Source organism: Lysobacter sp. ESA13C (assembly GCF_019970005.1).
Taxonomy (GTDB): domain Bacteria; phylum Pseudomonadota; class Gammaproteobacteria; order Xanthomonadales; family Xanthomonadaceae; genus Lysobacter; species Lysobacter antibioticus_B.
Map to the genome: position 1 here is coordinate 462,000 of NZ_JAHXYK010000004.1, position 26,178 is coordinate 488,177.

Genomic DNA, 26,178 nt, shown 5'->3' on the forward strand with positions numbered 1-26,178 from the left:
GGTAGCAAAAATCCGTTAATCGCGCCGCCGGCTGGGACTGGCGCCGGCAGCAAGACCGCTCGCGCTAGCGTTCCGCCAGGCGCGAGGCCGGCCAGTCGCCGAAGCGCTCGGTCCAGGGCCCGGCCGGTTCGGCGATGGCGGTGAGCGCCGCGACCTCGGCCAGGAAGGCTGCGCGCGGCATCGATCCGGCGCCGAGGCTGAGCAGATGCGGGTTCTCGACCTGGCCGTCGAGCAGCGGCCAGCCCCATTCGTGCAGGCGATGGGCCAGCGCCGCGAGCGCGACCTTGGAGCCGCCGGAGCGGGCGCTGAACATGCTTTCGCCGAAGAACATGCGCCCGATCGCGACCCCGTAGATGCCGCCGGCCAGGCGTTCGCCGTCGTAGACCTCGACCGAATGGGCGTGGCCGAGCTCGTGCAGGCGCTGGTAGGCGGCGAGCATGTCCTCGGTGATCCAAGTGCCGTCCTGGTGCGGGCGCGGCGCCCGCGCGCAGGCGGCGATGACCTCGGCGAAGGCGGTGTCGGCGCGCACCGTCCAGTTGCAATGGCGCAGCCCGCGACGGAATTTCGACGGCAACCGCACGCCGTCGGTGCGGAACACGGTGCGCGGGTCCGGGCACCACCACAGCAGCGGATAGCCTTCCGACGGCCACGGGAACACGCCGTGGCGGTAGGCGTTGAGCAGCCGGCCCGGGCTCAGGTCGCCGCCCATCGCGAGCAGGCCGTCGGGTTGGCGCAGGGCGTGTTCGGGCGACGGGAACGGCGCGTCGGGGTCGGGCGAGAGCAGGATCGGCAGCTGGCTCATGGGCCCGGCTCCGTGGCAGTGGCCAAAGTCTGCGCTTCGACCGCCTTGAACGGTGTGTGCAGCGACAAGGTGCGCGCGTACTGCCGCACCGAGGCCGCCTCGTCGCGGCACCAGGGCCGCAGGGCGTTGCGGAAGCCGGGGTCGGCGATCCAGTGGCGGCTGCGCACGACGCTCGGCAGGAAGCCGCGCGCGAGCTTGTGCTCGCCCTGGGCGCCGGGCTCGAAGCGGGTCAGGCCCTCGCGCAGGCAGTAGTCGATGCCCTGGTAGTAACAGGTCTCGAAATGCAGCCCGGGCAGGCTGACCTCGGTGCCCCAGTAGCGGCCGTACAAGGTGTCGCCGCCGCGCAGGCACAGCGCTCCGGCGATCGCCTCGCCCTCGCGTTCGGCCAGGAAGATCACCAGCGACTGCGGCATGGTCCGCGCCAGGTGGCGCAGGAAGCCCAGGGTCAGCGCCGGGTGGTTGCCGTACTCGGCGAAGGTGGTCAGGTAGAAGCGGTGCATCGTCGCCAGGTCGGCGTCGCTGGCGTCGCGGCCTTCGACGATGCGGAAGCTGACCCCGGCACGCGCGACCTTGGCGCGTTCCTGGCGGATGTTCTTGCGGTGCTTGTGGTCGAACGCGGCCAGGAACTGGTCGAAGTCCTGCCAGCGCCGGCCCTGCGCATCGGCCTCGTTGCGCCAGTGGTATTGCACGTCGATGCGTTGCAGCCAGTCGCCGCCGCAGGCTTCGTGCTCGAACGCGGCGTCTTCGCCGGCCTCGTGGAAGTTCACGTGCGCCGACGACAGGCCCTGGCGCTCGCACAACTGCGCCATCGCCGACAGCAACAACGGCCGCTGTGCGTCCTCGCTCGCGAGCAGGCGCGGCCCGGTCACCGGCGAGTAGGGCACCGCGGCCAGCCATTTCGGGAAGTAGTCGCGGCCGTGCTGGGCGTAGGCGTGCGCCCAGGCGTGATCGAACACGAACTCGCCGTGCGAGTTCTGCTTGAGGTAGGCCGGCATCGCTGCGATCAGTTCCTTGCCGTCCCACACGCTCAGGTGATGCGGGGCCCAGCCCCATTCTTCGCGCAGGCAGCCCTGCTGTTCGAGGCCGAGCAGGAAGGCGTGGGCGACGAAGGGATTGCGGCCGTCGTGCAGCGCATCCCATTGCGCGGGCGCGACCTCGGACAGCGAGGCGAGCAGCCGGATCGACGGGGCGTCGGTGCTTGCGGTCACGGGCGGCGCGAGTCGCTATCGAGGGGGCTGCGCTCCGAGCGCAGCCGCGGGCGTGGGGGGCTTGCATGGGCGTCGCGGGGCGACGCCCGCAGGCGGGCGCCGGGTTCGCGGCCGATTCGCATCGATCCGCGATGCCCCGGCATCAGGCGTCCTTGTCGAGGAACTTCTCGGCGTCGAGGGCGGCCATGCAGCCGAAACCGGCCGAGGTGATGGCCTGGCGATAGACCTGGTCGGCGACGTCGCCGGCGGCGAACACGCCCGGCACCGAGGTCTGGGTGGCGTTGCCGTCGAGACCGGTCTGGATGGTCAGATAGCCGTTCTTCATCTCAAGCTGGCCTTCGAACAAGGTGGTGTTCGGGGTGTGGCCGATGGCGATGAAGAGGCCGTGGATGGTCAGGTCGCGGGTCGAGCCGTCCTGCACCGACTTCACCCGCAGGCCGGTCACGCCGACGTCGTTGCCGAGCACTTCGTCGACGGTGTGGTGCCAGACCGGTTCGATCTTGCCGGCCTGGATCTTGGCCTGCAGCTTGTCCTGCATGATCTTCTCGGCGCGCAGGGTGTCGCGGCGATGCACCAGATAGACCTTGCGCGCGATGTTGGACAGATACAGCGCTTCCTCGACCGCGGTGTTGCCGCCGCCGATCACCGCCACGTCCTGGTCCTTGTAGAAGAAGCCGTCGCAGGTCGCGCAGGCCGACACGCCGCGGCCCTTGAAGGCGTCTTCCGACGGCAGGCCGAGGTACTTCGCGGTCGCGCCGGTGGCGATGATCAGGGCATCGGCGGTGTAGTCGCCGTTGTCGCCCTTGAGGCGGAACGGGCGCTTGGACAGATCGGCGGTGTGGATGTGATCGAACACCACTTCGGTATCGAAGCGTTCAGCGTGCGCCTGCATGCGCGTCATCAAATCCGGGCCCATCAGGCCGTGCGCGTCGCCGGGCCAGTTGTCGACTTCGGTCGTGGTCATGAGCTGACCGCCCATTTGCAGGCCCGTGATCACCAGCGGCTTCAGGTTCGCGCGAGCGGCGTAGACGGCGGCAGTCCAGCCGGCCGGGCCGGAACCGAGAATGACGACACGGGAGTGCTTGGAAGGGGTCATGTATATAATCGCGGCAGTTGGGAGCGCGCTCTGCGCAGAATGAAACTCCACATTCCAGCCATACGCCGGCGTGTTGAAGTTTCAGGAGCAGGGCATAGCTTGGAGGCGGCGTCCCGGCAAAACAAGGCGTGTCGCAGGGACGCAATGTTGCGTGCCTCAAATCGCATCTTGCCGGCCAACGCGGCGCCCTATCTAATCGCGCACCGGTCAGTCGCGCATAAGAGCCGCCTCATTCGGCTCCGCGGCACCGTAACGCGCTTCACCGAATACCGCGACAGCCCCACGTTCCACCGCAACCGTTCCGACACCACACGACAAACTTTAGACAATCAGGCTTGGGGCGCCGCGCATGCGGCGTTTTTTCTGGGCCGCACTGGAGACAGCAATGCGTATCGGCGTACCGAAGGAAACCAAGACCCTCGAAGGGCGCGTCGCGCTCGTTCCCGCCGCGGCGGGCGATCTGGTCAAGCGCGGCCACGAGGTCTGGCTGGAACAGGACGCGGGCATCAAGAGCGGGTTCAAGGACGCCGACTACACCCGTCTGGGCGTGAAGATCGCCCCGGACGCGGCGGCGCTGTACGAAAAGGGCGAACTGATCGTCAAGGTCAAGGAGCCGATCGCCGGCGACCTGCAGCACCTGCGCAAGGATCACCTGCTGTTCTGCTATCTGCACCTGGCCGCCGAGCCGGTGTTGACCAAGCAGTTGCTCGACATCGGCCTGACCGGCGTCGCCTTCGAGACCGTCGAGCTGCCCAACGGCGACCTGCCGCTGCTGGCGCCGATGTCGATCATCGCCGGCAAGATCGGCGTCCAGGTCGGTACCCACCTGCTGCACCAGCCTATGAGCGGCAAGGGCAAGCTGCTCGGCGGCCTGCCGTCGACCGAGCGCGGCAAGGTCGTCGTGTTCGGCGCCGGCCAGGCCGGCGGCGCGTCGGCAGCGCTGGCCGCGGCCGGCGGCTCCAACGTGACCGTGTTCGAAATGCGCCAGGACCGCATGGACCAGATGATGCGCCTGGGCAACAACGTCACCGCGTTGTTCCCCTACGTCGACGTGGTCGCCCGCGAAGTGGCCTCGGCCGACCTGGTGATCGGTGCGGTGCTGGTGACCGGCGCGCGCGCGCCGCACGTGCTGACCCGCGACATGCTCAAGGGCATGGAAGACGGCAGCGTGGTGGTCGACATCTCGATCGACCAGGGCGGCTGCTTCGAGACCTCGCGCCCGACCACCTGGAAGGAGCCCACCTACGTCGAAGAGGGCGTGACCCACTTCTGCGTGACCAACATGCCGGGCGCCGTGCCGCAGACCTCCTCGCAGGCGATCTGCGCGGCGATCCTGCCCTGGGTCAACAAGCTGGCCGCCGGCGCCGAGTGGCGCAACAACCCGGCGCTGGTGCGTGGCATCAACGTCGAAGCGGGCCAGCTGATCCACCCGGCCCTGCAGGGCATGAAGCTGTAAGCGACTGACTGACACGGCCTGACCGGCCGGGCGCGAGGAGGCGAGATATCGCCGCCGCTCGCCCGGGACCGGTTTGCGCCGGCGAAGCGGGGCGGTAAGGTGGGGCGGTGGCCGATCTCGGCGCCAGCGTCTCGCCGCCGCCCCGTTTTTCTTGGGGCGGTTTCGTTGGGCGGGGCGCGATTCCCGGCCGGACGACGATGCCGCGGTGGGCGTCGGCAGGAAAGCGCGGGTCGGCCCTGGGTGGGCGCCCAGCCGCTTTCTTTCCACTTCGCCCGATTCGGCTGTATATTCAACAACTAACAGTATCAACCTAAGGCAGCACATCACGGTGGCGCAAGCTCCCACAGCCAGTCGCAAGAAGGCCAAGCCGGCCGAGACCGAAAAGCGCCCGCCGTCGCCGCGACGTCAGCGGCTGATGCGCGACATCGTCCTGATCGTGATCGCGCCGCTGCTGCTGTATCTGCTGGCGAGCCTGGTGACGTTTTCGCCGGCCGATCCGGGTTGGTCGCATTCGGGCTCGATCACCGCGCCGCTGCACAACGTCGGCGGCCGCGTCGGCGCCTGGATCGCCGATGTGCTGCTGTACCTGTGCGGCTATGTCGCCTTCCTGCTGCCGATCATGCTCGGCGCGATCGCCTGGATCGCGCTGTTCGGCATGGACACCGACGGCGATGGCGAAGCCGACCTCGGTCCGGCGCTACGCCTGATCGGCATCGTCGGTTTCCTGGTCTCGGCGACCGGCCTGCTGCAACTGCGTTTCGGCCCGGCCGAATATTTCTCCGCCGGCAGCGGCGGCATCCTCGGCCAGTTGGTCGGGCGTTCGCTGTATTCGGGTTTCGGCCCGGTCGGCGGCAATCTGTTCCTGCTCGCGCTGTTGCTGATTTCGGTGACCCTGGCCACCGGCATCTCCTGGTTCGCGGTCATGGACAAGCTCGGCCAGTGGACGATGGCGATGGGCCCGACCCTGAGCAAGCTGTTCCGCCGCGGCAGCCAGCAGGCGACCGAGTGGCGCCAGGCCCAGGTCATGCGCGAAGAGCGCGAGGAAGTGCGCAAGGTCGACACCGAGCTGCGTTCCAAGCGCGAGAAGGTGCGGATCGAGCCGCCGCCGGCGCCGGTGGTGGAGAAGAGCGAACGCGCCAAGCGCGAAACACAGATCCCGTTGTTCAACACCGGCGACGGCAGCGGCCTGCCGCCGCTGGCCCTGCTCGACGATCCCAAGCCGCAGCCCAAGGGCTACAGCGAAGAGACCCTGGAAACCCTGTCGCGCCAGATCGAATTCAAGCTCAAGGATTTCCGCATCGACGCCCAGGTCATGGGCGCTTATCCCGGCCCTGTCATCACCCGCTTCGAGGTGCAGCCGGCGCCCGGCGTGAAGGTCAGCCAGATCAGTTCGCTCGACAAGGACATCGCCCGCGGCCTGTCGGTCAAGTCGGTGCGCGTGGTCGACGTGATCCCCGGCAAGTCGGTGATCGGCCTGGAAACGCCGAACACCAGCCGCGAGATGATCTATCTGTCCGAGCTGCTGCGCTCGAAGGAATACGACAAGTCCGGCAGCCCGCTGACCCTGGCGCTGGGCAAGGACATCGCCGGCCGCCCGACCGTGGCCGACCTGGCGCGCATGCCGCACTTGCTCGTCGCCGGCACCACCGGTTCGGGTAAGTCGGTGGCGGTCAACGCGATGGTGCTGAGCCTGCTTTACAAAGCCTCCGCGAAGGAACTGCGGATGCTGATGATCGACCCGAAGATGCTCGAACTCTCGGTCTACGAGGGCATTCCGCATCTGCTGGCGCCGGTCGTCACCGACATGAAGGAAGCCGCCAACGGCCTGCGCTGGTGCGTGGCCGAGATGGAGCGCCGCTACAAGCTGATGTCGATGGTCGGCGTGCGCAACCTGGCCGGCTTCAACAAGAAGGTCCGCGACGCCGAGGAAGCGGGCCAGCCGATGATGGACCCGCTGTTCAAGCCCAACCCCGAGTTGGACGAAGCGCCGCGCCAGCTCGAGACCTTGCCGTTCATCGTCATCTTCATCGACGAATTCGCCGACATGATGATGATCGTCGGCAAGAAGGTCGAAGAACTCATCGCCCGACTGGCGCAGAAAGCGCGCGCCGCCGGCATCCATCTGATCCTCGCCACCCAGCGTCCGTCGGTCGACGTCATCACCGGCCTGATCAAGGCCAACATCCCGACCCGCATCGCCTTCCAGGTGTCGAGCAAGATCGATTCGCGCACGATCCTGGATCAGTCCGGCGCCGAGACCCTGCTGGGTCACGGCGATATGCTGTACCTGCCGCCCGGCACCGCCATGCCCGAGCGCGTCCACGGCGCCTTCGTCTCCGACGAGGAAGTGCATCGCGTGGTCGAACACCTCAAACAGGTCGGCGGCCGCCCGGACTACATCGAAGGCGTGCTCGACGAAGTGCAGACGATGGGCGACGGCACCGTGGTCGGCGCGACCGGCCTGCCGGAAACCGCCAATGCCGGCGGCGACGAATCCGACCCGCTCTACGACGAGGCCGTGCGCATCGTCACCGAGACCCGCCGCGCCTCGATCTCGGGCGTGCAGCGCCGGCTCAAGATCGGCTACAACCGCGCCGCGCGCCTGATCGAGGCGATGGAAGCGGCCGGCATCGTCACCCCGCCAGAACACAACGGCGACCGCAGCGTGTTGGCGCCGCCGCCGCCGAAGTAAGATCGCGCCTTGTAACATCGCGCCTTACGAGGCACTCCCGCACTCCCGCGGCACGACGTCGTATCGGCCCTGGAAGATCACGGCTACGGAAATAGTGATGGCGCTCAAGACGAGATTGAAGCGGATCGGAAAACGCATCCCGCCGGTGTACTGGCTCGGCGGCTTGGTCAATTACCTCAAGTTCCGCCGCGAACTAGCGCGCGAGCAAGCGCTCTACGACGCGCAACTGCGGCATGGCAAGGCGGCGGTGCCGCCGCCGATGTTGCGTTATCGCGTGCACCGCGCCTTGGACGAGGCCAGCTTCGTGGCCACCGGCCCACTGGTGGCCACTGATTTGCTGAGCTGCCTGGACAGCCGAGGCGTGCGCCTGGATGGACTGACCGTGCTGGATTTCGCCTGCGGGCCGGGGCGGATCGTCGGCGAAATGAAAACGCGTTCGCGCAACTGCGAATTCCACGGTTCCGACATCGATCCGGAAGCCATCGAATGGGCGCAGCGGCACCTCTCGCAGGTCGCCCGTTTCCAGGTCAATGCGCCCGCGCCGCCGACGTCCTATGCAGACGCGTCGTTCGATGTGATCTACAACGTTTCGCTGTTCACCCATCTGGACGAGACCAATCAGAACGTCTGGCTGGAGGAACTGGCGCGCATCCTCAAGCCCGGAGGCGTGCTGCTGACAACGGTGCACGGCAAGTACACACTCAACAGTTGCACACCGGAAGAGCGGGCCGAACTGGACAGGTACGGCATCGCCTTCCGCGTCGATCACAAGGGGCGTTTCAAGCTCGACGGCCTGCCGGACTTCTATCAGACCACCTTCCACACTCGCGATTACATCGCGCGGACCTGGAGTCGGTATTTCGACGTTCTCGATCATGTCGAAGGCGGGCTGCAGCAACATCACGACGTGGTCCTGCTGGGGCGACGGGCGGAAGCGGCGTAATGATCGGCCCACGCAGCTTTACCGAGCGCCTGCCGGCGATGCTGTGGTGGCGGGGCGCGCTGCTGTTGGTGCTGGCGGTCGAGCCGGTGCTGCAGGAGGGTTTGATCGGTTTCATCGACGGCCTCGCCGAAGCGCCGCCTTAGCTGAACCGATTGCGCGCCGGGCCGGCTTTGGCGCGCGCCCGTTCAGTTTTTTGTTGTCAGACTCTGCGCAAGCGTTCTGGAGTATTCCGATGATTCGTACCGTCAAATTCGCCGCGGCCGGCGCGATCGCCGCCGTACTGTTCTCGGCCAGCGCCTTCGCCGGCGCGCGCGACGACCTGGGCGCCTTCACCCGCGGCCTCAAGGGCCTCGACGGCCAGTTCGCCCAGCAGGTCTACGACGCCAACGGCAAGCTTAAGGAAACCTCGCAGGGCCAGGTGGCGCTGTCGGCGCCGCGTCTGTTCCGTTGGGAATACGTCAAGCCGTATCCGCAGTTGATCGTCGCCGACGGCAAGAAGGTCTGGGTCTTTGAGCCCGACCTCAAGCAGGTCACGGTGCGTCCGCAAGGCGCCGAGGAACAGAACAGCCCGCTTGCCGCGCTGATCGACCCGACCCGCCTGGATGCGATGTTCGTGGTCAAGGACAACGGCAGCAACGGCGGCCTCAACTGGCTGTCGCTGCAACCCAAGACCGGGAACGACGCCAGCTTCCGCAGCGCCAAGCTCGGCTTCAACGCCGGCGGCCTGGCGAAGATGGAAATCGTCGACGCGCTGGGCCAGAAGACCGAGATCAGCTTTAGCGGCTGGAAGCGCAATCCGAGCTTCCCGGCGACCACGTTCAAGTACGCGCCGGCCAAGGGCGTGGACGTGATCGGCGAAGGCTGAGCGACACCGCGCGGCGACGCCGCGCTGGGTAACGAGGCACCGCGCAATCACCGAAACGCGAGCTCCGCCGGGGCTCGCGTTTTTCGTTTGTGCGCACGTCTGCGAACACCGATGTCGCAAAGCGCGACATCGATCAAAGCGTTTGCGCCGCAGGGGGCCGTGTTTGTGAGCCGGGTCGCAGCGCATCGTCGCGATGCGTCGCGTTATTCGCCGGGCCGGGCCGTACCGATCTGCGGCCGCGCCGCGTCGCATGCTGCGCGGCGTCACAGCACGAACCAAGGCGCCGGATGCCCCGACGCGGACACGGTGACATGCTCGCCGCGCTTCGCCAGACCGAGGCGAAGCCGGCGCAGGAGCGAAGCTGGCCGCATGCGCGCGTTGCCCCGCCAGCGACCCGACTGGAGCACGACCGCATGAAGCGTCTATCGTTATTGATCGCCTTGTTGCTGCCGACGATGGCGGCCGCCCAGGACCAGACCTTCGAGAAAGACAACGGCATCATCCGCATCCGGCTCAACGAAAAAGTTGCGCCGCACAATACTCGCTCGCCGATGATCACCGGCCTGTGGATCGCCGGCCGCCTGGCCGTACCGCACGACAACGTCGGCGCCGACTTCCAGATGACCACGCGCAGCAGGGAGGGCAACGAGTACAACCCCACCCAGGGCGGCGACTGCACCGGCCGCACCTCGCTGCTGACCGGTTCGATCCCGAACTGGAGCGGCGCCCAGCTCGGCACGCCGGCCAGCCACGGCATCCTGCTCGGCATCGACCCTTTGCTCTACGACGAGCCGAATCTCTCCGGTACCTGTCGGGGCCGTCCGGCGCAGGTCGCGCCTTACGACATGGCCTTCGGCGTCACGCTCGGCGACGGCTTCGCCATGCCGCGCGAAGCCATGATGCTGGACATGTCGATCCGCAAGGATTTCTCGGGCGCGCAGAACCCGGTCAAGGCCCTATCGGAACTGCCGGTCGCGTTCGTCGACGTCAATTTCCTGCGTTACGCCTATTACAGCCTCAACGGTTCCCAGTTCCAGCGCTTCCAGCCGTCGACCACGCCCGGCCTCAGCCACGACATCAAGCAATGGCCCTGGAACGAGAACTACTACCAGAGCGGCCACGCCATCGCCTTGTGCGATCGCCCCGACATGGTCGAGCAGCCGAACCAGGGCACCTGCATGGCGTTCTATTCGCACGAGCCGACCCTCGTCTACGCCAGCCGCCGCCAGGGCGCGCCCTACGAACTCGGGCTGATGTCGATGTTGGGCGACGACGATTTCTCGACCGAGATCGTCGGCACCGAGTGGCATACCGCGCGTTGGCTGGTGGCGGTGGGGCACCTGACGTCGGTGGCGGCGGTGATCGCGCACGCCGAGCAGCATGTCCCGGCCTCGTCGTGGGCACAGTGGTAAGCGCTCGGACGGGTTGATCCGATCTCGATGCGGGTCGTCCCGATGGCCGCAGTCGGCGGCCGTTGATGCGAGCCCTGCGGGGCTCGCGTTTTTTGTCGCGGCGACTAGAGCGAATGCGTCAAGCGTAACCTCGCCGCGTCGCGCACGGCGCAGCTACAGCGTCTTTTCGTAACGGATCGTGGTCAGGCCGCTGTTCCATTCCTGGTCGGGATAACGCGCCGTTTCGCGATAGCCCAAGGCCAGGTACAAGGCCTGGCTGCCGGTGTTGAAGGTGTCGGTTTCCAGGCTCGCCGTCGCGATGCCGTCTTCGCGCATCGCTGTCTCCAGCGTGGCCATCAGTTGCCTGGCCACGCCGTGCCGGCGTGCCGGGGCGGTCACATGCAGAGCCCCGACGAAACCGCCGTCGCGGTGGGCGAAGCCGGCCAGGCGCCCATCGAGTTCGGCGACCACGAAGCGGCCCAGGTGCGCATCGACGAAGCGTTCGGTACCGCCGCCGTTGCGATAAGCGGCGATCGCCTCGGCGCTCAGTTGCGGGCGCCAGGTATCGACGAAGGTTTCCTCGAGCAGGGCCAGTACGGCGGCGCGGTCGTTCGAGCGTGCCGGGCGGATCCGAAGCAGGGCTTTGGTCATTGATGAGCGGCGACGCTGCCTGGCAGCGTCGGGTGCTTGATGCCGATGGATCGCTCATTGTGCTGTCGCGATGCATCGACAGGAATGGCGAGATCGGTCCTTAGCGCAGTGGTCCGAGCGGCCTCAGCTCGATGCCGGCGCCTGCTCCGGGAACCACTCCGCGCGTGCCAGCCAACCGGCCAGGAAGCGCTGCAGCACCGGATGCGCGGCGGCGAGGTTGCGGTAGTAGTCGATGCGGCCCTGGCGGTAGTGCGGGTACAGCGCCGCCTGATCGGCGGCCTGCAGTGCCGCGGCCGTGTCCGGGCCGAACCGGCCGTCGGCCACCACCGGCGGGCCGAGCAGGGTCTGCACCAACGACACCGCATGGAAGCCGGCGTTGACCTGGAAATCGAACAGGTCCTCGGCCAGGCACTGCAGGCCGATCGCGTCGCATTGGAGCGGGTCCCAGTACAAGGTCTTGTAGAGGATCGCCGCCTGGCCGTTGCTCAGTGCCTTGAGGTTGTCGAGGGTGGGCGCGATGCCGAGCAGTGCCTGCGCATGCGCCTGGAAGGTCGCCAGGGTGATGCCCTTGTTGGTCGCGCCGCCCGGGTCGGCCGGGTCGTCGACGTAGCCGCCCTCGAACTTCAGCAGTTGCGGGAAAAACGCGTTGAAATCCGCCATCGCGATGCTCGCTGTGTAGGTGGATGGAGTTCCGGCGTACCGGGTTCGTGAACAAGAACGTCGCCGGGACGGGGCTGTGAGCGGCCTGCGTACGCAGGCCCGGTCGCGGATCCTACTCACTCGCCGGCGTGCTTGCCGCTACCTTCGCTCCTGGGTTCGGCTCAGACCTGCCACACGGTTTGCGTTATCCCGCTGGATCAAGGACTTGCGCCCAGGCGCGGCTCGCCGCCGCCGCGATCTTGCTATCGTGTCGGACCGCCCGACACCGGAACCCGTTCGCCCCGTGGCCCGCCGCAACGTCTCTTCCTCCGCTAACGATCGCGACCTGTTGAGCGTGGACCGCGACGGCCTGCGCCCGCTCGCCGAACGCATGCGTCCGCGCGCGCTCGATGAGATGGTCGGCCAGCGCCGCCTGCTCGCGCCGGGTTCGGCGCTGCGCCGCGCGGTCGAGTCCGGACGCGTGCACTCGATGATCCTGTGGGGGCCGCCGGGCTGCGGCAAGACCACCCTGGCGCTGCTGCTGGCGCGCTACGCCGATGCCGAGTTCAAGGCGATCTCGGCGGTGCTGTCGGGCTTGCCGGAAGTGCGCCAGGTGCTGGCCGAGGCCGCCCACCGGTTCGCCGACGGCCGCCGCACCGTGCTGTTCGTCGACGAGGTGCATCGTTTCAACAAGAACCAGCAGGATGCGTTCCTGCCGCACATCGAGCGCGGCACCATCCTGTTCGTCGGCGCCACCACCGAAAACCCGTCGTTCGAGCTCAATTCGGCCTTGTTGTCGCGCTGCCGCGTGCACGTGATGGAGTCGGTCTCGCCCGAGGACATCCGCCAGACCCTGCGCCGCGCGCTCGAGGACGAGGAGCGCGGCCTGGGCGGGCAGTCGATCCAGGTCGGCGACGAACTGCTGCTGCAGATCGCCACCGCCGCCGACGGCGACGTACGCCGCGCCCTGACCCTGCTGGAGATCGCCGCCGAACTGTCGCAGGACGAAGACGGCCTGATCACCGAGGCGACCCTGGCCCAGGTGCTGGCCGACCGCACGCGCCGCTTCGACAAGGGCGGCGACCAGTTCTACGACCAGATCTCGGCGCTGCACAAATCCGTGCGCAGCTCCAACCCGGATGCGGCGCTGTACTGGTTCGCGCGCATGCTCGACGGTGGCTGCGATCCGCATTATCTGGCGCGCCGGATCGTGCGCATGGCGGTCGAAGACATCGGCCTGGCCGATCCGCGCGCCCAGCAGATGGCGGTCGACGCCTGGGACACCTACGACCGGCTCGGCAGCCCGGAAGGCGACCTGGCCCTGGCCCAGGTGGTGATCTACCTGGCGAGCACGGCCAAATCGAATGCGGCCTATGCGGCCTTCAACGCGGCCAAGAGCGATGTCGGCCAGTACGGCACCCAGGACGTGCCGATGCACCTGCGCAATGCGCCGACCAAGCTGATGGAACGCCTGGGCTACGCCAAGGGCTATCAGTACGACCACGACGCGGACGGCGGCATCGCCCTCGACCAGACCGGCTTTCCCGAGGCGATGGGCGAACGGGTGTATTACGAGCCGGTCGCGCGCGGTCTGGAGATCAAGCTCGGCGAGAAACTCGCGCGCCTGCGCGCGCTGCGTTCGCAGGCGCGCGGCGAGGGCGACGGGCAGGGCGAAGGCGAGGGCGGCTGAGGCGAGGGCGGCTGGCGAGGACATACTCGAACGCGGCGGCCGTTCAGGCCGGCCGCGACGGGTCGGACGGTCAGACGGGAGCGTGTCAGATGGCAGCGGGCAGGCCGCTACAGGCCGGCGCATAACGGGAGATCGCATACGGTGTTGGCTTCGTTCTTCGCAATCGGCCTCGGCGCTGCGATCGGCGCCTGGGTGCGCTGGGGCCTGGGCCTGTGGCTCAATCCGAGCCATGCCAGCCTGCCCTTGGGCACCCTGGCGGCGAACCTGATCGGCGGCTACGGCATCGGCCTGGCCGTGGCCTGGTTCTCGCAACACCCCGCGATCGCGCCGGAGTGGCGCTTGTTCGTCATCACCGGCCTGCTCGGCGGGCTGACCACCTTCTCGACCTTCTCGGCCGAAGTCGTGCACTTGCTGGGGCGCGAGCAGTTCGGCTGGGCCTTCGGCGTGGCTGCGTTGCACATGCTGGGCTCGTTCGCGATGACCGCGGCCGGCATCGCCAGCGTGCAGGCCTGGGGTCGTGCTGGCTGAGCGGCGCCGGCCGAGCCGCGTCGGCTGAGCGGCCGCCCGCGATTACTCGATGGACGGCGGGACCGGACGACGCGACATGCGCAGCACGTCGTCGCTTGGCGCGGCGACCTTGTTGGCCAGGACCTGCTGCAGGGATTCGACCTCGGCCCAGACCATGTGCTGCAGCGCCTGCAACAAGGTCATGCCGGCATTCGACAAGATCAGGCGGCCGTCGTGGCTCAGGGCCAGCCCATCCTCGATCAATGCATGCTTCATGTGACTGGTTTCCGGTTGCACCCCGCGTTGCAACCCCACTAGAACGCTCAGCAGAGCGTGTTCCCGCAATGACACCTTGAACAAAGCACTTCCCCTCTCAGCACCCGGCACGTATGGCTTGTATGTGCCGGCAGTCACGATATGGGATCGGACGTGATGACAGCTTTGACAGGCACTGGTGCACCTGAAAGTTGCTTTCGGCCGGTGCCGGGCGGCCCTGTGGCGAAGGCGGCAGCCGGTGGCCGGGAGGCGCCGTCGGGAGTGGCCGGCCCCGTTGTAACTGTCCTGGCGATGCGGCATCGTCGCCGCACCCGCCGGGTCGGCGGGCACACCACAGATTCGGGACTTCCATGCTGATCTACGACAAAGTCGTGCCGCTGAACCGCCACACCCATCGCCGCCTGCGTCTGCGTTCGTCCTCGCACAACGCCCGTTTCGCCGCAGGTCTCAACTCGGTGCCGTTGACCACGGTCGAGTTCCTGCAGGCCGCCTGCGAATACGCCATCGTGTTCGCCAAGCTCGAAAGCGGCGATTTCCTGCCGGCGATCATGGTCGGCCTGCGCAACGAAGAGAACCTCTACGTCGGCGAAGACGCGCGCTGGAAGCGCGGCTACGTGCCGGCGTTCCTGCGCCAGTATCCCTTCATCCTCAGCGAAGACCGCGCCAACAATACGATGACGGTCTGCATCGACATGGGCTACGACGGTCTGTCGGAAGAAGAGGGCGAGCCGCTGTTCCAGGAGAACGGCGAGGACACCGAGAGCCTGGCGCGGGCGATGGGCTTCATGTCGAATTACCACGAAGAGTTCCGGCGCACCGCCGCGTTCACCGCCAAGCTCAAGGAACTCGACCTGCTGGAGCAGCGGGTGATCCGTTTCGGCGGCGAAGGCGAACCGCAGCGCGAACTCGGCGGCGTCTACGTCGTGTCGGAAGAGCGTTTGTTCAAGCTCGGCGACGCGCTGATCCCGGAACTGCTGCGTACCGGCGCGCTTGGGCTGATCTATACCCATCTGACTTCGATGCAGAACCTCGACCGGCTTTCGGCCTTGGCGCAAGAAGCGCAGAGCAAGGCCGCCCCGGCGACGAACTGAGCCGACCGCTTTAGTGGCGGAAGCTTTTGGCGTTTGATCTAGATCTGGACCTTGCTTGAGCGATACGCCGCGAGGCCGACACGGCGCGGTCGCGGCTCGCGCCGCTCCTACTCTTTAAACCGGCGGCCACGACGCTCTGATCTCGCGTCGCTTCCGACTGGAGTCCAGGGTAGGAGCGACGTAAGTCGCGACCACGTTTTCGCGGCCTCCGGCGTGTCCCTCAAGCAAGAGGGCAAATCCCTCGAGCAAGAGCAGAGCTTCCGTCCGCTACGCGGCCGGGTTACTTTCTTTTGCTGGCCCAAAAGAAAGGTAACCAAAGAAAAGGGCTTTCCTTGACGAAGCTCCCGTGCGAGTACGCAGCTTGCGCCGGGATTTTTCGATAAGACGTCCCTGTCTTATCGAAAAACGGCGCACGTCCTGTGCGCCGCCCTCCGGGTCTCCAAGTGTTCTCGCGAGTTCGGTACTGCGCCAAGCTCTTCATGGCAATGGCAATGGCAATGGCAATGGCAATGGCAACGGCAACGGCAACGGCAACGGCAACGGTCAGGACACACGACCTTGCCGAGCTGTCGCGCATGCGCCTCAATCGCGCAACCGTGCCAACTTGCGTTCGCGCCGATGCATCAACACACCCGCCACGCTGACCCCGATCGCCACCAACAGCACGATGATCGTGGTCAACGCATTGATCTCCGGGGTCACGCCGATCTTGACCTTGGAATAGACCAGCATCGGCAGGGTGGTCGAGCCCGGACCGGAGGTGAAGCTGGCGATGACCAGGTCGTCCAGCGACAGGGTGAAGGCGAGCAGCCAGCCGGCGAGCAGGGCCGGGGCGATCAGGGGCAGGGTGATGACGAAGAACACCCGCCACGGCTTCGCGCCCAGGTCCATCGCCGCTTCTTCCAGGCTCGCGTCCATCGAGGTCATGCGCGAGCGCACCACCACGGTGACGTAGCAGGCGGTCAGGGTAATGTGGGCGAGGGTGATCGTGGTCATGCCGCGTTCGGGCCAGCCGAACAACTGCTGCACGCCGACGAACAGCAGCAACGAGGACAGGCCGAGCATGACGTCGGGCATCACCATCGGCGCCGAGTTCATCAGGCTGAGGATGCCGCGGCCCGGGAAACGGCCGAAGCGCGACAGCGCCAGCCCGCTCGCGGTGCCGAGCGCGACCGCGGAGGTGGCCGAGATCGCGGCGATGGTCAGGCTGCGCTGCACCGCCTCCAGGATCTGCTCGTTGCGCATCAGCGCGCCGTACCACTGCAGCGAGAACCCGCCCCAGGTGGTGGCGCGTTCGGAGCCGCTGAAGGAGAACACGATCACCGAGACGATCGGCAGGTACAGGAAGGCGTAGCCCAGCGCCATCATCGTGTACAGAGTGAACGGGCGCCGCCTCACGAGCGGGCCTCGCGCGCCACGCGACGGTTCTCGACATACTCGAACAGCAGGGTCGGCAGCACGATCAGCAACAGCATGGCGATGGCGATCGCCGCCGACAGCGGCCAGTCGCGGTTGGTGAAGAACTCGGTCCACAGCACGCGGCCGATGGTCAGCGCGTCGGGGCCGCCGAGCACGTCGGGGATCACGAACTCGCCGACCGCCGGGATGAACACCAGCAAGGTGCCGGCGATGATGCCGGGGATCGACAGCGGCAGGGTCACGCGCGCGAAGGCCTGCCAGGGTTTCGCGCCGAGGTCGGCGGCGGCTTCGAGCAGGGTGAAGTCGAGCCGCACCAGGGTCGCGGCGAGCGGCAGGATCATGAAGGGCAGGTAGTTGTAGGTGATGCCGATATAGACCGCCAGGTCGGTGTGCAGCACCGCCTCGCCGGGCTCAATCAGGCCGGTCCAGGCCAGGGCCTGGCTGATCAGGCCGTTGGCGCGCAGCAGGCCGATCAGGGCATAGGTGCGCAGCAGCGAGCTGGTCCAGAACGGCAGGATCACCAGCACCAACAGCAACAGGCGCAGCACCCGCGGTGCGCGGGCGATGCCGTAGGCGATGGGATAGCCCAACAGCAGGCAGAACAGGGTCGACACCGAGGCGAACAGCAGCGATTTCAGATACGCGGCGATATACAGCGGGTCCGACAGCAACGCGGTGTAGTTGGAGGCATGCAGGCGCAGCGAAGTGGCGCCGTCGGCACCGGTCTCGATCAGCGGGGTGTACGGCGGCACCTGGCCGAACAGGCCCTGGGCGAAGCTGATCTTGAGCACGATCAGGAACGGCACCAGGAAGAACAGCGCCATCCACAGCATCGGCACAGCGGTCACCAGCAGGCGGCCGCGGCGGCTGCGAAACTCGTCGCCAACCGCGCGGAACCAACCGAAGAGGTTCTGAACGACATCCGCCCAGAAACCCCAGCCCCCCAAGTCCCGCTTTTGCTCCATCCCACTCATGGGCGCATCCCCAGCACGGCCGCGCAGACCGTTCCGGCACGCATGAGCCGGCGATGCACGAGTCCGCCGCTCACGAGGCCATGCTTCACGAGGTCAGCCTTCACGACGTCAGCACCACCGCGCTGCTCGCATCCCACGACAGCCACAGGCTGTCGTCCCAGTCGTAATGCGGCTCGGAGCTGCGCGCGACGTGGGTTTCCTGCACGCGCAAGGTCGCGCCGGCCTCGGTCTGGACGTGATAGATCGAAACGTCGCCGAGGTAGGCGATGTCGCGGACCTTGCCGACCACGGCGTTGTCCAGGCCTTCGGGGCGGGTTTCGTGGACGTCGATTTTCTCCGGGCGCACGGCGATGCCGACCGCGGTGCCTTCGGGCAGCGGATCGGGATGGCGCGCGAGCAGTTCGCCGCCGACCCCGTCGCAATGCACGCGCAGCAGACCGCCGTCGTCGTGGCCGAGCACGCGTCCGTCGAGCAGGTTGATGCCGCCGATGAACTCGGCGACGAAGCGGGTCGCCGGGTATTCGTACAACACCGCCGGTGTCGACACCTGGACGATGCGGCCGGTGTCCATGACCGCGATCCGCGACGACATCGTCATCGCCTCTTCCTGGTCGTGGGTGACCATGATGAAGGTGGTGCCGACCCGTTCCTGGATGCTGACCAACTCGAACTGGGTGTGCTCGCGCAGCTTCTTGTCGAGCGCGCCGAGCGGCTCATCGAGCAGCAGCAGCTTGGGTTGCTTGGCGAGCGCGCGGGCCAGGGCGACGCGCTGGCGCTGGCCGCCGGAGAGTTGGTCGGGCTTGCGGTTGCCGAGCTGCGGCATGCGTACCAGTTCCAGCATCGCCTGCACCCGGTCGCGGATCTCGCCGGCGCCGAGGCGGGCCTCGCCGGGCAGGCTCTGCTTGAGGCCGAAGGCGATGTTCTGGGCCACGCTCATGTGCGGGAACAGCGCATAGCTCTGAAACATCATATTGACCGGGCGCTGGTACGGCGGCAGGTCGGTGACGTCGACGCCGTCGATCAGCACGCGGCCGCGGTCCGGTGTCTCGAAGCCGGCGAGCACGCGCAGCAGGCTGCTCTTGCCCGAGCCCGAGCCGCCGAGTAGGGCGAAGAACTCGCCGCGGTATACGTCCAGCGAGATGTCGTCGCAGGCGTAGACCTTGCCGTAGGTCTTGGTCACGCCTTCGATGCGCACGAACGGCTGTGCGGACGGGTCGCGCCAGGGTTCGAGGGCGGCGCTGCGGGCGGGGACGCTCACGCGCTCAGTGCCCGCTCTTGATGCGGGTCCAGGCGCGTACGCGCTGGCGTTGCACGTCTTCGGGCAGGGACTTGGGGTCGATCAACTTGGCACGCACCTCCGCCGGCGGATACACGCCAGGGTCCTGGGCGATGGCCGGGTCGACCAATGGCAACGCGTCCTTGTTGGCGCTGGCGTAGGCGACGTGGTTGCTGATCGCCGCGGCGACCTTCGGATCGAGCAGGTAATCGATGAAGGCGTGGGCGTTGCCCGAGTGTTTGCTGTCTTTCGGTACCGCGATCACGTCGACCCAGCGGATCGCGCCTTCCTTGGGCAGCACGAAGCGCAGGTTCGGCGCCGGCTTGCCGGCCTTGGCGGCGGCATCGAAAGCGTCGGTGCTGGCCTGGGCGATGTCGCCGGAATAGCCCATCACCAGGCAGGCGTCGCCGTTGGCGAAGGCATCCTTGTACTCGGCGTTGTTGAAGGTGCGCACGTAGGGCCGGATCGCCTCGTAGACCTTCTTGACCACCTCGATCTCGTCGGCGGTGCCGGCGTTGGGATCGCGTCCGCGCCAGATCAGCGCCGCGCCGAAGGCTTCCTGGTCGTCGTCGAGCACGGTGATGCCGCACTTGGCGAGCTTGGCGGCGTTGGCGGGATCGAACAACAGCGACCAGGTATCGAGTGCGGCGCCGGGGCCGAGCGCGGCCTGAACCTTGTCGACGTTGACGCCGAGCCCGGTGGTGCCCCACATGTACGGCACCAGGTGCGCGTTGCCCGGGTCGATGCCGTCCAGGTTCTGCAGCAACTGCGGGTCGAGATGCTTCCAGTGGCTCAACTTGCTCTTGTCGAGCGCCGCATACAGCCCACTCTTGACCTGGCGTTGGGCGAACGGACGCGCCGACGGAAACACCACGTCGTAGCCCGATGCGCCCGCGGTGAGCTTGCTCTCCAGGGTTTCGTTGGCATCGTAGACGTCGTAGTTGACCTTGATGCCGGTAGCCGTCTCGAAGTTCTTGATGGTGTCGTCGGCGACGTAGTCGGACCAGTTGTAGACGTTGAGCACCTTCTCCTCGGCGCCGGCCGGCGCGGCGGGCGCGGCCTGGTCGGGCTGTTTGCCGCCGCAGGCGACGAGCATCAGGGCGCAGGCGAGCGGGGCGAGGCGCAGGATCACGGTGTTCTCCAAAACAGGTGCGATGGCGGGGATGTTCGGAGGGCGCTCGGGCGGTGTCAATGTAAGACAGCCCTTTGCGCCGGCCTTCACGCGAAGGACCCGATCGCCGGCCCGCCTCGGATGGCTTTAGCTCCTCTCCCGTTGACGGGGTGAGCGAGCGCGGCTTGCGAGCTCACGAACGCCAAGGCGCTATGCGTTCTGGCCGGGGTGGGGTTGGGGGGAGGGCGCAGAGAGTTCGGGTGAGGGCAGGCCGACTGCGCTATCGTCGCCGGCAGCCCGCCTGGAGAGACCCGCATGTCCGATCGCCCGCACCTTCGTCGCTGCGCACCGAGCGCGATCCTGTTGGCCTTGGGTCTGGCTGTGCTGTCGCCGCTGCCCGCCGCCGCACAGGACGCCACGGCCTCCGAACCGCCGGCCTGGGCCGTGCACGGCGGCGTGAGCGCGCTCAGCGACTACATCTGGCGCGGCGTGTCCCAGACCCAGGAAGACCCGGCGCTGCAGGCCGAGATCGAGCTTGAACATCGCAGCGGCTTCTATGCGGGCTTGTGGGCTTCGAGCATCGACTTCACCGCCGCCGGCGAAGAGGACGACGGCATCGACTACGAACTCGACGGCTACCTCGGCTGGGCCGGCGAATTGCGGCCCGGTCTGGAACTGGATGTGGCGCTGATGCGGGCCGCGTATCCCGGCGCTCGCTCGGGCTTCGACTACGACTACACCGAGCTCGAAGGCACTCTGAGTTTCGCCGAGCATTACCACGTCGGCCTGGCGTATTCGCCGGACATTTTCGGCCTGGGCGGCAAGGGTTACTACTGGAACGCGGGCGGCGAATGGCCGCTCGGCGAGAGCGGCTTCGGCCTCAAGGCTCAGATCGGTCATTACGACCTGGAAGACGCCGCAGGCGACAGCTACAACGATTATCTGCTGGCGCTGACGCGGGAGTTCGGGCCGGTGCAGGCGGAGTTGCAGTACACCGATACCTCCAGTTATGGGGCGGAGTTGTCGGAGGCGCTCGACGATGGGAAGTTGGCGGATGGGCGGGTGAGTTTGGTGGTGGGGTGGAAGTTTTAGGGGGCCACGGACGATCGCGGGGGATCGTTTTTCTAGGGTCAAGGTCAAGATCAGGATCAAACGCCAAGAGCTTCCGCCACTAAAGCGGCGGGTAACTTTCTTTTGTCTAAAGCAACAAAAGAAAGTCACCAAAGAAAAGTGCTTTTGCTTTGAATCACAGGCCCGCACGATCGATGCATACGCAGGGATTTTTCATGCGGGACATCCCTGTCCCGATGAAAAACGGCCTGCATCCATGCAGGCCGCCCTCCGGGTCTTCTATGGCCTTCGCGAGTTCGGAGCGGCGCACAGCAACGACAACGGCTGATGCTCGTGCTCCGAGGGTAGGAGCGGCGCAAGCCGCGACCACGACAATGGTGGACCTGCGTCGCTGCATGAAAGAGGTCGCGGCTTGCGTCGCTCCTACCCCAAAGCAGTCTTGCCATTGCTGTTGCTGTTGCTGTTGCTTTTGCTGTGCGCAGCCTTCGCCTCGCGAAGGCAATAGAAGACCCGAAGGGCGGCCCGCAAGGATGCGGGCCGTTTTTCATCGGGACATGGATGTCCCGTATGAAAAAGCCCCGCGTATGCACCGCTCGTGCGGGCTTGTGATTCAAAGAAAAAGCATTTTTCTTTGGTTACCTTTCTTTTGTTGCTTATGACAAAAGAAAGTAACCCGCCGCTTTAGTGGCGGAAGCTTTAAGCGTTTGATCTAGATCTTGATCTTGCTTGAACGAAGTGCCGAAAACCCGTTACAGCGCGGTCGCGGCTTGTGACCGAAGGAAATCCAGTAGGACGCCGCTCCTACTCCTAAAGGCACGCTACTTACCCGAACAACCCCCGCTCGCAGACCTCGACCACCACCTCCCGCAACCACTGATTAGCCGGATCGGACTCGCTGTTCGCGTGCCAGTACAAATGCAATTGCGCCGCAGGCAGCGCGAACGGCACCGCGGCGCGTTGCAACTGCGCGCTCGCGGCGATACGGCCAGCAAGCCCAGCGGGCATGGTCAGCAGGTACTCGGATTCGGCCACGACCTGACAGGCGGAGTGGTAGTTCTGGCAACGCAGGGCGATCTGCCGCTGCAGGCCGAGGTTGAGCAGGGCGATGTCCTCGATCACCTGGCCGCTGGCGCGCGTCGATACCGCGACATGGCGCGCCTGCAGGTACTGCTTGAGACTCAGGCGCTTCGCCAAGGCATGGCCGCGGCGCATCACCACGCAGAAGCTGTCCTGGAACAAAGGCCGATGCCGCACCGGTTCGCTGATCGGCAGGGCGACGTCGATCGCGAGGTCGACCTGGCCGCCGGCCAGTTCGCGGCCGAGTTCGCGCCGCGCCACCGCCACGCTGGCCAAGGTCGCACCCGGGGCCTGCGCGTCCAGGGCCTGCGCGAGCGCGGGCAGCAGGGCGCTTTCGGTGGCGTCGGGCATGCCGACGCGGAACGACTGCCGGGTCCGCGCCGGGTCGAAGCGGTCCCACTGCTGCAACAGCTCGCGCAAGCGGCCGAGGGCGTCGAGCAGGCTCGGCGCCAGACGCTGGCAGGCCGGGGTCGGGCTCATGCGGCGGCCGTCGCGGACGAACAGGGGGTCGCCGAACTGCAGGCGCAGGCGGGCCAGGGCATGACTGACCGCCGACGGGGTCAGGAACAAGGCCTGGGCGGCGCGGCTGAGGTTTTGTTCGCGGTAGACCGCCTCGAACACCTTGAGCAGGTTGAGGTCGAGCTGGTCGGTCTTGCTATGAATTTGGCTCATCATGCGAAGTTAGCAAATATCACTTCATTCAGCCCGGCCGGCCGCCTAGGATGATCCCGACCGGGCCACCGCCCGCGCCAGGAATCCGTGATGGACTTCGCTCCGAGCGCCCGCACCGTCGAGCACTTGCAACGCTTGCGCGGTTTCATCGCCGAACATATCGCGCCGTTCGAGGCGCAGTACCGGCGCGAGAACGCGCAGCTCAATGCCGGCGCCGACTGGCGGCAGTGGCGGGTGCATCCGCGCATCGCCGAACTCAAGGCGCTGGCGCGCGAGGCCGGGCTGTGGAACCTGTTCCTGCCCGATGTCGAACTCGGTGGCGGCCTGTCGGTGCTCGAATACGCACCGCTGGCCGAGGCGATGGGGCATTACGAATTCGCCGCCGAAGTCTTCAACTGCAATGCGCCCGACACCGGCAACATGGAAGTGCTGCATCACTTCGGCACGCCGGCGCAGAAGGCGCAGTGGTTGGCGCCGTTGCTGGCCGGCGAGATCCGTTCGGTGTTCTGCATGACCGAGCCCGAGGTCGCTTCGTCCGACGCGACCAATATGCAGGCGAGCGTCCGCGTCGACGGCGACGAACTGGTCCTGGACGGGCGCAAATGGTGGTCGACCGGCATCGGCCATCCCGATGCGCGCCTGGCGATCTTCATGGGCCTGTCCAATCCCGAGGCCGAACCTCACGCGCGCCACAGCATGGTGCTGGTGCCGTTGGACGCGCCGGGCGTACGCATCGAACGCATGCTGCCGACCTTCGGCGAATACGACCCTCCCTATGGCCACGGCGAGGTCGTATTCGAGAACGTGCGCGTGCCCAGGGACCAGTTGATCCTGGGTTTGGGGCAGGGCTTCGCGATCGCCCAGGGCCGGCTCGGGCCGGGCCGCATTCACCACTGCATGCGTGCGATCGGTGCGGCCGAACGCGCTTTGGAACTGATGATCCGCCGCGGCAGCGCGCGCCAGGCATTCGGTCAGCCGATCCTGCGCCTGGGCGGCAACCTCGAACGCGTGGCCCAGGCGCGCATCGCCATCGATCAGGCGCGTCTGCTGACCTTGTATGCGGCCTGGAAGATCGAACGTTTCGGGGTGAAGGCGGCGATGACCGAGATTTCGGCGATCAAGGTGGTCGCGCCGAACCTGCTGCAGGACATCGTCGACCAGGCGATCCAGATCCACGGCGGCGCCGGCGTTTCCCATGACGTGCCGCTGACCGGCTTGTTCATGATCGCGCGTGCCCTGCGCATCGCCGACGGCCCCGACGAAGTGCATCGCGCCATGGTCGCGCGCATGGAACTGGCCAAGTACGGCCTCGGCCGCAGCCACAAGGAAGCCGCATGAGCGCAGCTCAACGAGTCTTCATCACCGGCGGCGCCTCCGGCCTCGGCCGCGCACTCGCCGAAGGCTATGCGCGCGACGGTGCGCGCGTGTGCATCGGCGACGTCAATGCCGTGCGCGGCGCGGAAACCCTCGCGGCCTTGCAGGCGCTCGGCACGACCGCGCACTACCTGCACTGCGACGTGACCCGCGAGGACGACCTGCAAGCCGCGGCCGACTGGTTGCTGGCGAACTGGGGCGGCGTCGACCTGGTCGTCAACAACGCCGGCGTCGCCGACATGGGCCCGGTCGAGGCGATGCCGATCGCCGACTGGCAATGGATGATCGACATCAACCTGCTCGGCGTCGTGCGCGGCTGCAAGACCTTCGCGCCGATGCTGCGTCGGCAGGGCGGCGGCACCATCCTCAACATCGCCTCGATGGCTGGGCTGATCCATCCGCCGTACGCGGCCGCCTACAACGCCACCAAGGCTGCGGTGGTCGCGCTGTCGGAGACGCTCAAGGCCGAACTTGACGCCGACGGCATCCGCATCGCCGTCGCCTGTCCGGCGTTCTTCCGCACCAATCTCAGCGAAAGCCTGCGCAGCACCGATCCGCGCTATGCGCGTTGGATGCGCAAGTTGGTCGACGAAGCCAGCATCGGCGCCGACGAGATCGCCGCGATGATCCGCGACGGCGTCGCCCGCGGCGAATTCCGCATCCTCACCCACGCCTCGGCAAAACGCTTCTGGATGCTCAAGCGCCTGCTGCCGTACCGTTTCTACGAAGCGGCGATGCGCCGTGCCGGGCAGGGCGGCCGCGCACGCAAGAAAACCGCGGCGGCGGACGGCAGGGCATGACCGCACAGCCCGCCCATGCGGCCGTCTCCGGCGACGGCAGCCGCGCGGTGCGCGCCGGCGAGGAACTCGACGCCGCCGCCGTCGATGCCTGGCTCAAGCCGCGCCTGCCGCATCTGCGCGGCAGGCCGGTGGTCAGCCAATACGCAGGGGGCGCGTCGAACTGGACCTACCGCCTGCACTACGACAACGACGACCTGATCCTGCGTCGCCCGCCGGCCGGCAAGAAAGCCAAGTCGGCGCACGACATGGGCCGCGAGTTCCGCATCCAACAAGCGTTGAAGCCGGTGTTCCCGTTCGTGCCGGTGATGTACGCCCATTGCGAAGACGAGGTGGTGATCGGCGCCGAGTTCTACGTGATGCAGCGCCTGGACGGCCTGATCCCGCGCAAGAACCTGCCGGCCGGTGTCGAGCTGTCGCGCGACCAGGTCCGCAGCCTGTGTGTCAACGTGCTCGATACCTTGATCGCATTGCATCAGGTCGACCACCGTGCGGCAGGCCTGGAGCGACTTGCCGCCGGCGCCGGCTACATCCAACGCCAAATCGACGGCTGGAGCCGGCGTTATGCCGACGCCCGCACCTGGAACGTGCCGAACGGCCGCGGCATCGTCGATTGGCTGCGCGCGAATCTGCCGCAGGACGAGCGCATCTGCCTCACCCATAACGACTTCCGTTTCGACAACGTGGTGCTCGATGCGCAGGACCCGACCCGGGTGATCGGCGTGCTCGACTGGGAACTGGCCACGCTCGGCGACCCGCGGATGGACCTCGGCAATACCCTGGCTTACTGGGTCGAGGCCGGCGACGACTTCATCGCCCAAAGCACCCGCCGCCAACCGACCCATCTGCCCGGCATGTTCAGCCGTCGCGAGGTGATGGACTACTACAGCGAACGCACCGGCCTGCGCCCGCGTAGCTGGGCGTTCTACGAAGTCTATGGGCTGTTCCGTCTGTCGGCGATCGCGCAACAGATCTACTACCGCTATCACCATGGTCAGACCCGCAACCCGGCTTTCAAGCGCTTCTGGCTGTCGGTGAACTATCTGCATTGGCGTTGCCGCCGCGCGATCGCGCGCGACCGCCGTGGGTGGGGCGGCTGA

At 66.9% G+C, this 26,178-nt stretch carries 25 protein-coding genes; 13 read left to right on the forward strand and 12 right to left on the reverse strand.

What is annotated here, in order from left to right:
• Positions 1 to 64 precede the first annotated feature (64 nt).
• From aat to trxB, 3 genes are all read right to left on the reverse strand, one after another.
• Positions 65 to 802: a leucyl/phenylalanyl-tRNA--protein transferase gene (gene aat / locus LC490_RS10855; RefSeq protein WP_031372297.1), complete on the reverse strand. Its 738-nt coding sequence runs from the start codon at positions 800 to 802 to the stop codon at positions 65 to 67.
• Entirely contained in the window at positions 799 to 1,983 is a 1,185-nt protein-coding gene (locus LC490_RS10860) for a GNAT family N-acetyltransferase (protein ID WP_223620235.1), read from the reverse strand. The genes aat and LC490_RS10860 overlap by 4 nt, the downstream gene beginning before the upstream one ends.
• Before the next feature lie 169 nt (positions 1,984 to 2,152).
• Positions 2,153 to 3,106: a thioredoxin-disulfide reductase gene (gene trxB, locus LC490_RS10865; RefSeq protein WP_057918101.1), complete on the reverse strand. Its 954-nt coding sequence runs from the start codon at positions 3,104 to 3,106 to the stop codon at positions 2,153 to 2,155.
• A 385-nt stretch (positions 3,107 to 3,491) separates the two neighbouring features.
• Between trxB and LC490_RS10870 the strand changes: the two genes are divergently transcribed.
• The 6 genes from LC490_RS10870 to LC490_RS10895 all read left to right on the forward strand — a co-directional run bounded on the left by LC490_RS10870 (position 3,492) and on the right by LC490_RS10895 (position 10,474).
• Positions 3,492 to 4,562, forward strand: coding sequence for an alanine dehydrogenase (locus LC490_RS10870; RefSeq protein ID WP_031372300.1), 1,071 nt, complete (start codon positions 3,492 to 3,494; stop codon positions 4,560 to 4,562).
• A gap of 328 nt (positions 4,563 to 4,890) precedes the next feature.
• A complete protein-coding gene (locus LC490_RS10875; protein ID WP_031372301.1) occupies positions 4,891 to 7,254 on the forward strand; it encodes a DNA translocase FtsK in 2,364 nt (787 codons plus the stop codon).
• Between the two features lie 97 nt (positions 7,255 to 7,351).
• The gene (locus tag LC490_RS10880) at positions 7,352 to 8,197 is read left to right on the forward strand and encodes a class I SAM-dependent methyltransferase (protein WP_031372302.1); all 846 of its coding nucleotides are present in this window, start codon (positions 7,352 to 7,354) and stop codon (positions 8,195 to 8,197) included.
• Positions 8,197 to 8,340 (forward strand): hypothetical protein, encoded by a 144-nt coding sequence (locus LC490_RS10885; protein ID WP_161786118.1) that lies wholly within the window; start codon positions 8,197 to 8,199, stop codon positions 8,338 to 8,340. The genes LC490_RS10880 and LC490_RS10885 overlap by 1 nt, the downstream gene beginning before the upstream one ends.
• 89 nt (positions 8,341 to 8,429) lie before the next feature.
• Positions 8,430 to 9,062, forward strand: a complete 633-nt coding sequence (lolA, locus tag LC490_RS10890) for an outer membrane lipoprotein chaperone LolA (RefSeq protein WP_036148737.1) — start codon at positions 8,430 to 8,432, stop codon at positions 9,060 to 9,062.
• Positions 9,063 to 9,475: 413 nt separating this feature from the next.
• Positions 9,476 to 10,474: a hypothetical protein gene (locus LC490_RS10895; protein WP_223620188.1), complete on the forward strand. Its 999-nt coding sequence runs from the start codon at positions 9,476 to 9,478 to the stop codon at positions 10,472 to 10,474.
• 153 nt (positions 10,475 to 10,627) lie between these two features.
• On the opposite strand, the gene LC490_RS10900 is transcribed toward LC490_RS10895, so the two are convergent.
• Complete coding sequence (locus tag LC490_RS10900) at positions 10,628 to 11,104, reverse strand: GNAT family N-acetyltransferase (protein ID WP_031372305.1); 477 nt, start codon at positions 11,102 to 11,104, stop codon at positions 10,628 to 10,630.
• A 123-nt stretch (positions 11,105 to 11,227) separates the two neighbouring features.
• A complete protein-coding gene (locus LC490_RS10905) occupies positions 11,228 to 11,764 on the reverse strand; it encodes an N-acetylmuramidase (protein ID WP_031372306.1) in 537 nt (178 codons plus the stop codon).
• A gap of 283 nt (positions 11,765 to 12,047) precedes the next feature.
• Here LC490_RS10905 and LC490_RS10910 point away from each other — a divergent pair, with 283 nt between their 5' ends.
• Positions 12,048 to 13,433, forward strand: a complete 1,386-nt coding sequence (locus LC490_RS10910; RefSeq protein ID WP_343223012.1) for a replication-associated recombination protein A — start codon at positions 12,048 to 12,050, stop codon at positions 13,431 to 13,433.
• A 141-nt stretch (positions 13,434 to 13,574) separates the two neighbouring features.
• Positions 13,575 to 13,961, forward strand: a complete 387-nt coding sequence (gene crcB, locus LC490_RS10915) for a fluoride efflux transporter CrcB (protein WP_200875831.1) — start codon at positions 13,575 to 13,577, stop codon at positions 13,959 to 13,961.
• A 42-nt stretch (positions 13,962 to 14,003) separates the two neighbouring features.
• Here crcB and LC490_RS10920 read toward each other — a convergent pair whose 3' ends face one another.
• Positions 14,004 to 14,216 (reverse strand): hypothetical protein, encoded by a 213-nt coding sequence (locus tag LC490_RS10920; RefSeq protein WP_031372309.1) that lies wholly within the window; start codon positions 14,214 to 14,216, stop codon positions 14,004 to 14,006.
• Positions 14,217 to 14,566: 350 nt separating this feature from the next.
• Here LC490_RS10920 and LC490_RS10925 point away from each other — a divergent pair, with 350 nt between their 5' ends.
• A complete protein-coding gene (locus tag LC490_RS10925; protein ID WP_223620189.1) occupies positions 14,567 to 15,307 on the forward strand; it encodes a SapC family protein in 741 nt (246 codons plus the stop codon).
• A 280-nt stretch (positions 15,308 to 15,587) separates the two neighbouring features.
• On the opposite strand, the gene LC490_RS10930 is transcribed toward LC490_RS10925, so the two are convergent.
• The 5 genes from LC490_RS10930 to LC490_RS10950 form a co-directional block, all read right to left on the reverse strand.
• The gene (locus LC490_RS10930) at positions 15,588 to 15,884 is read right to left on the reverse strand and encodes a hypothetical protein (protein WP_223620190.1); all 297 of its coding nucleotides are present in this window, start codon (positions 15,882 to 15,884) and stop codon (positions 15,588 to 15,590) included.
• A 5-nt stretch (positions 15,885 to 15,889) separates the two neighbouring features.
• On the reverse strand, positions 15,890 to 16,705 hold the full coding sequence (locus LC490_RS10935) for an ABC transporter permease subunit (RefSeq protein ID WP_343223013.1): 816 nt from the start codon (positions 16,703 to 16,705) through the stop codon (positions 15,890 to 15,892).
• Entirely contained in the window at positions 16,702 to 17,559 is an 858-nt protein-coding gene (locus LC490_RS10940; protein ID WP_223620238.1) for an ABC transporter permease subunit, read from the reverse strand. Before LC490_RS10940 ends, LC490_RS10935 begins: the two co-directional genes overlap by 4 nt.
• Before the next feature lie 241 nt (positions 17,560 to 17,800).
• Entirely contained in the window at positions 17,801 to 18,958 is a 1,158-nt protein-coding gene (locus LC490_RS10945; RefSeq protein WP_031372313.1) for an ABC transporter ATP-binding protein, read from the reverse strand.
• 4 nt (positions 18,959 to 18,962) lie between these two features.
• A complete protein-coding gene (locus tag LC490_RS10950) occupies positions 18,963 to 20,108 on the reverse strand; it encodes a polyamine ABC transporter substrate-binding protein (protein WP_223620191.1) in 1,146 nt (381 codons plus the stop codon).
• A gap of 294 nt (positions 20,109 to 20,402) precedes the next feature.
• Between LC490_RS10950 and LC490_RS10955 the strand changes: the two genes are divergently transcribed.
• Entirely contained in the window at positions 20,403 to 21,179 is a 777-nt protein-coding gene (locus tag LC490_RS10955; protein WP_223620192.1) for a TorF family putative porin, read from the forward strand.
• An 801-nt stretch (positions 21,180 to 21,980) separates the two neighbouring features.
• On the opposite strand, the gene LC490_RS10960 is transcribed toward LC490_RS10955, so the two are convergent.
• On the reverse strand, positions 21,981 to 22,907 hold the full coding sequence (locus LC490_RS10960) for a LysR family transcriptional regulator (RefSeq protein WP_223620193.1): 927 nt from the start codon (positions 22,905 to 22,907) through the stop codon (positions 21,981 to 21,983).
• Between the two features lie 90 nt (positions 22,908 to 22,997).
• On the opposite strand from LC490_RS10960, the gene LC490_RS10965 reads away from it, so the two are divergent.
• From LC490_RS10965 to LC490_RS10975, 3 genes are read left to right on the forward strand one after another with little or no spacing between them, the layout of a single operon-like run.
• Positions 22,998 to 24,245, forward strand: coding sequence for an acyl-CoA dehydrogenase family protein (locus tag LC490_RS10965; protein WP_031373919.1), 1,248 nt, complete (start codon positions 22,998 to 23,000; stop codon positions 24,243 to 24,245).
• Positions 24,242 to 25,081: an SDR family oxidoreductase gene (locus tag LC490_RS10970; RefSeq protein WP_031373918.1), complete on the forward strand. Its 840-nt coding sequence runs from the start codon at positions 24,242 to 24,244 to the stop codon at positions 25,079 to 25,081. Before LC490_RS10965 ends, LC490_RS10970 begins: the two co-directional genes overlap by 4 nt.
• Entirely contained in the window at positions 25,078 to 26,178 is a 1,101-nt protein-coding gene (locus tag LC490_RS10975; RefSeq protein WP_031373917.1) for a phosphotransferase family protein, read from the forward strand. The genes LC490_RS10970 and LC490_RS10975 overlap by 4 nt, the downstream gene beginning before the upstream one ends.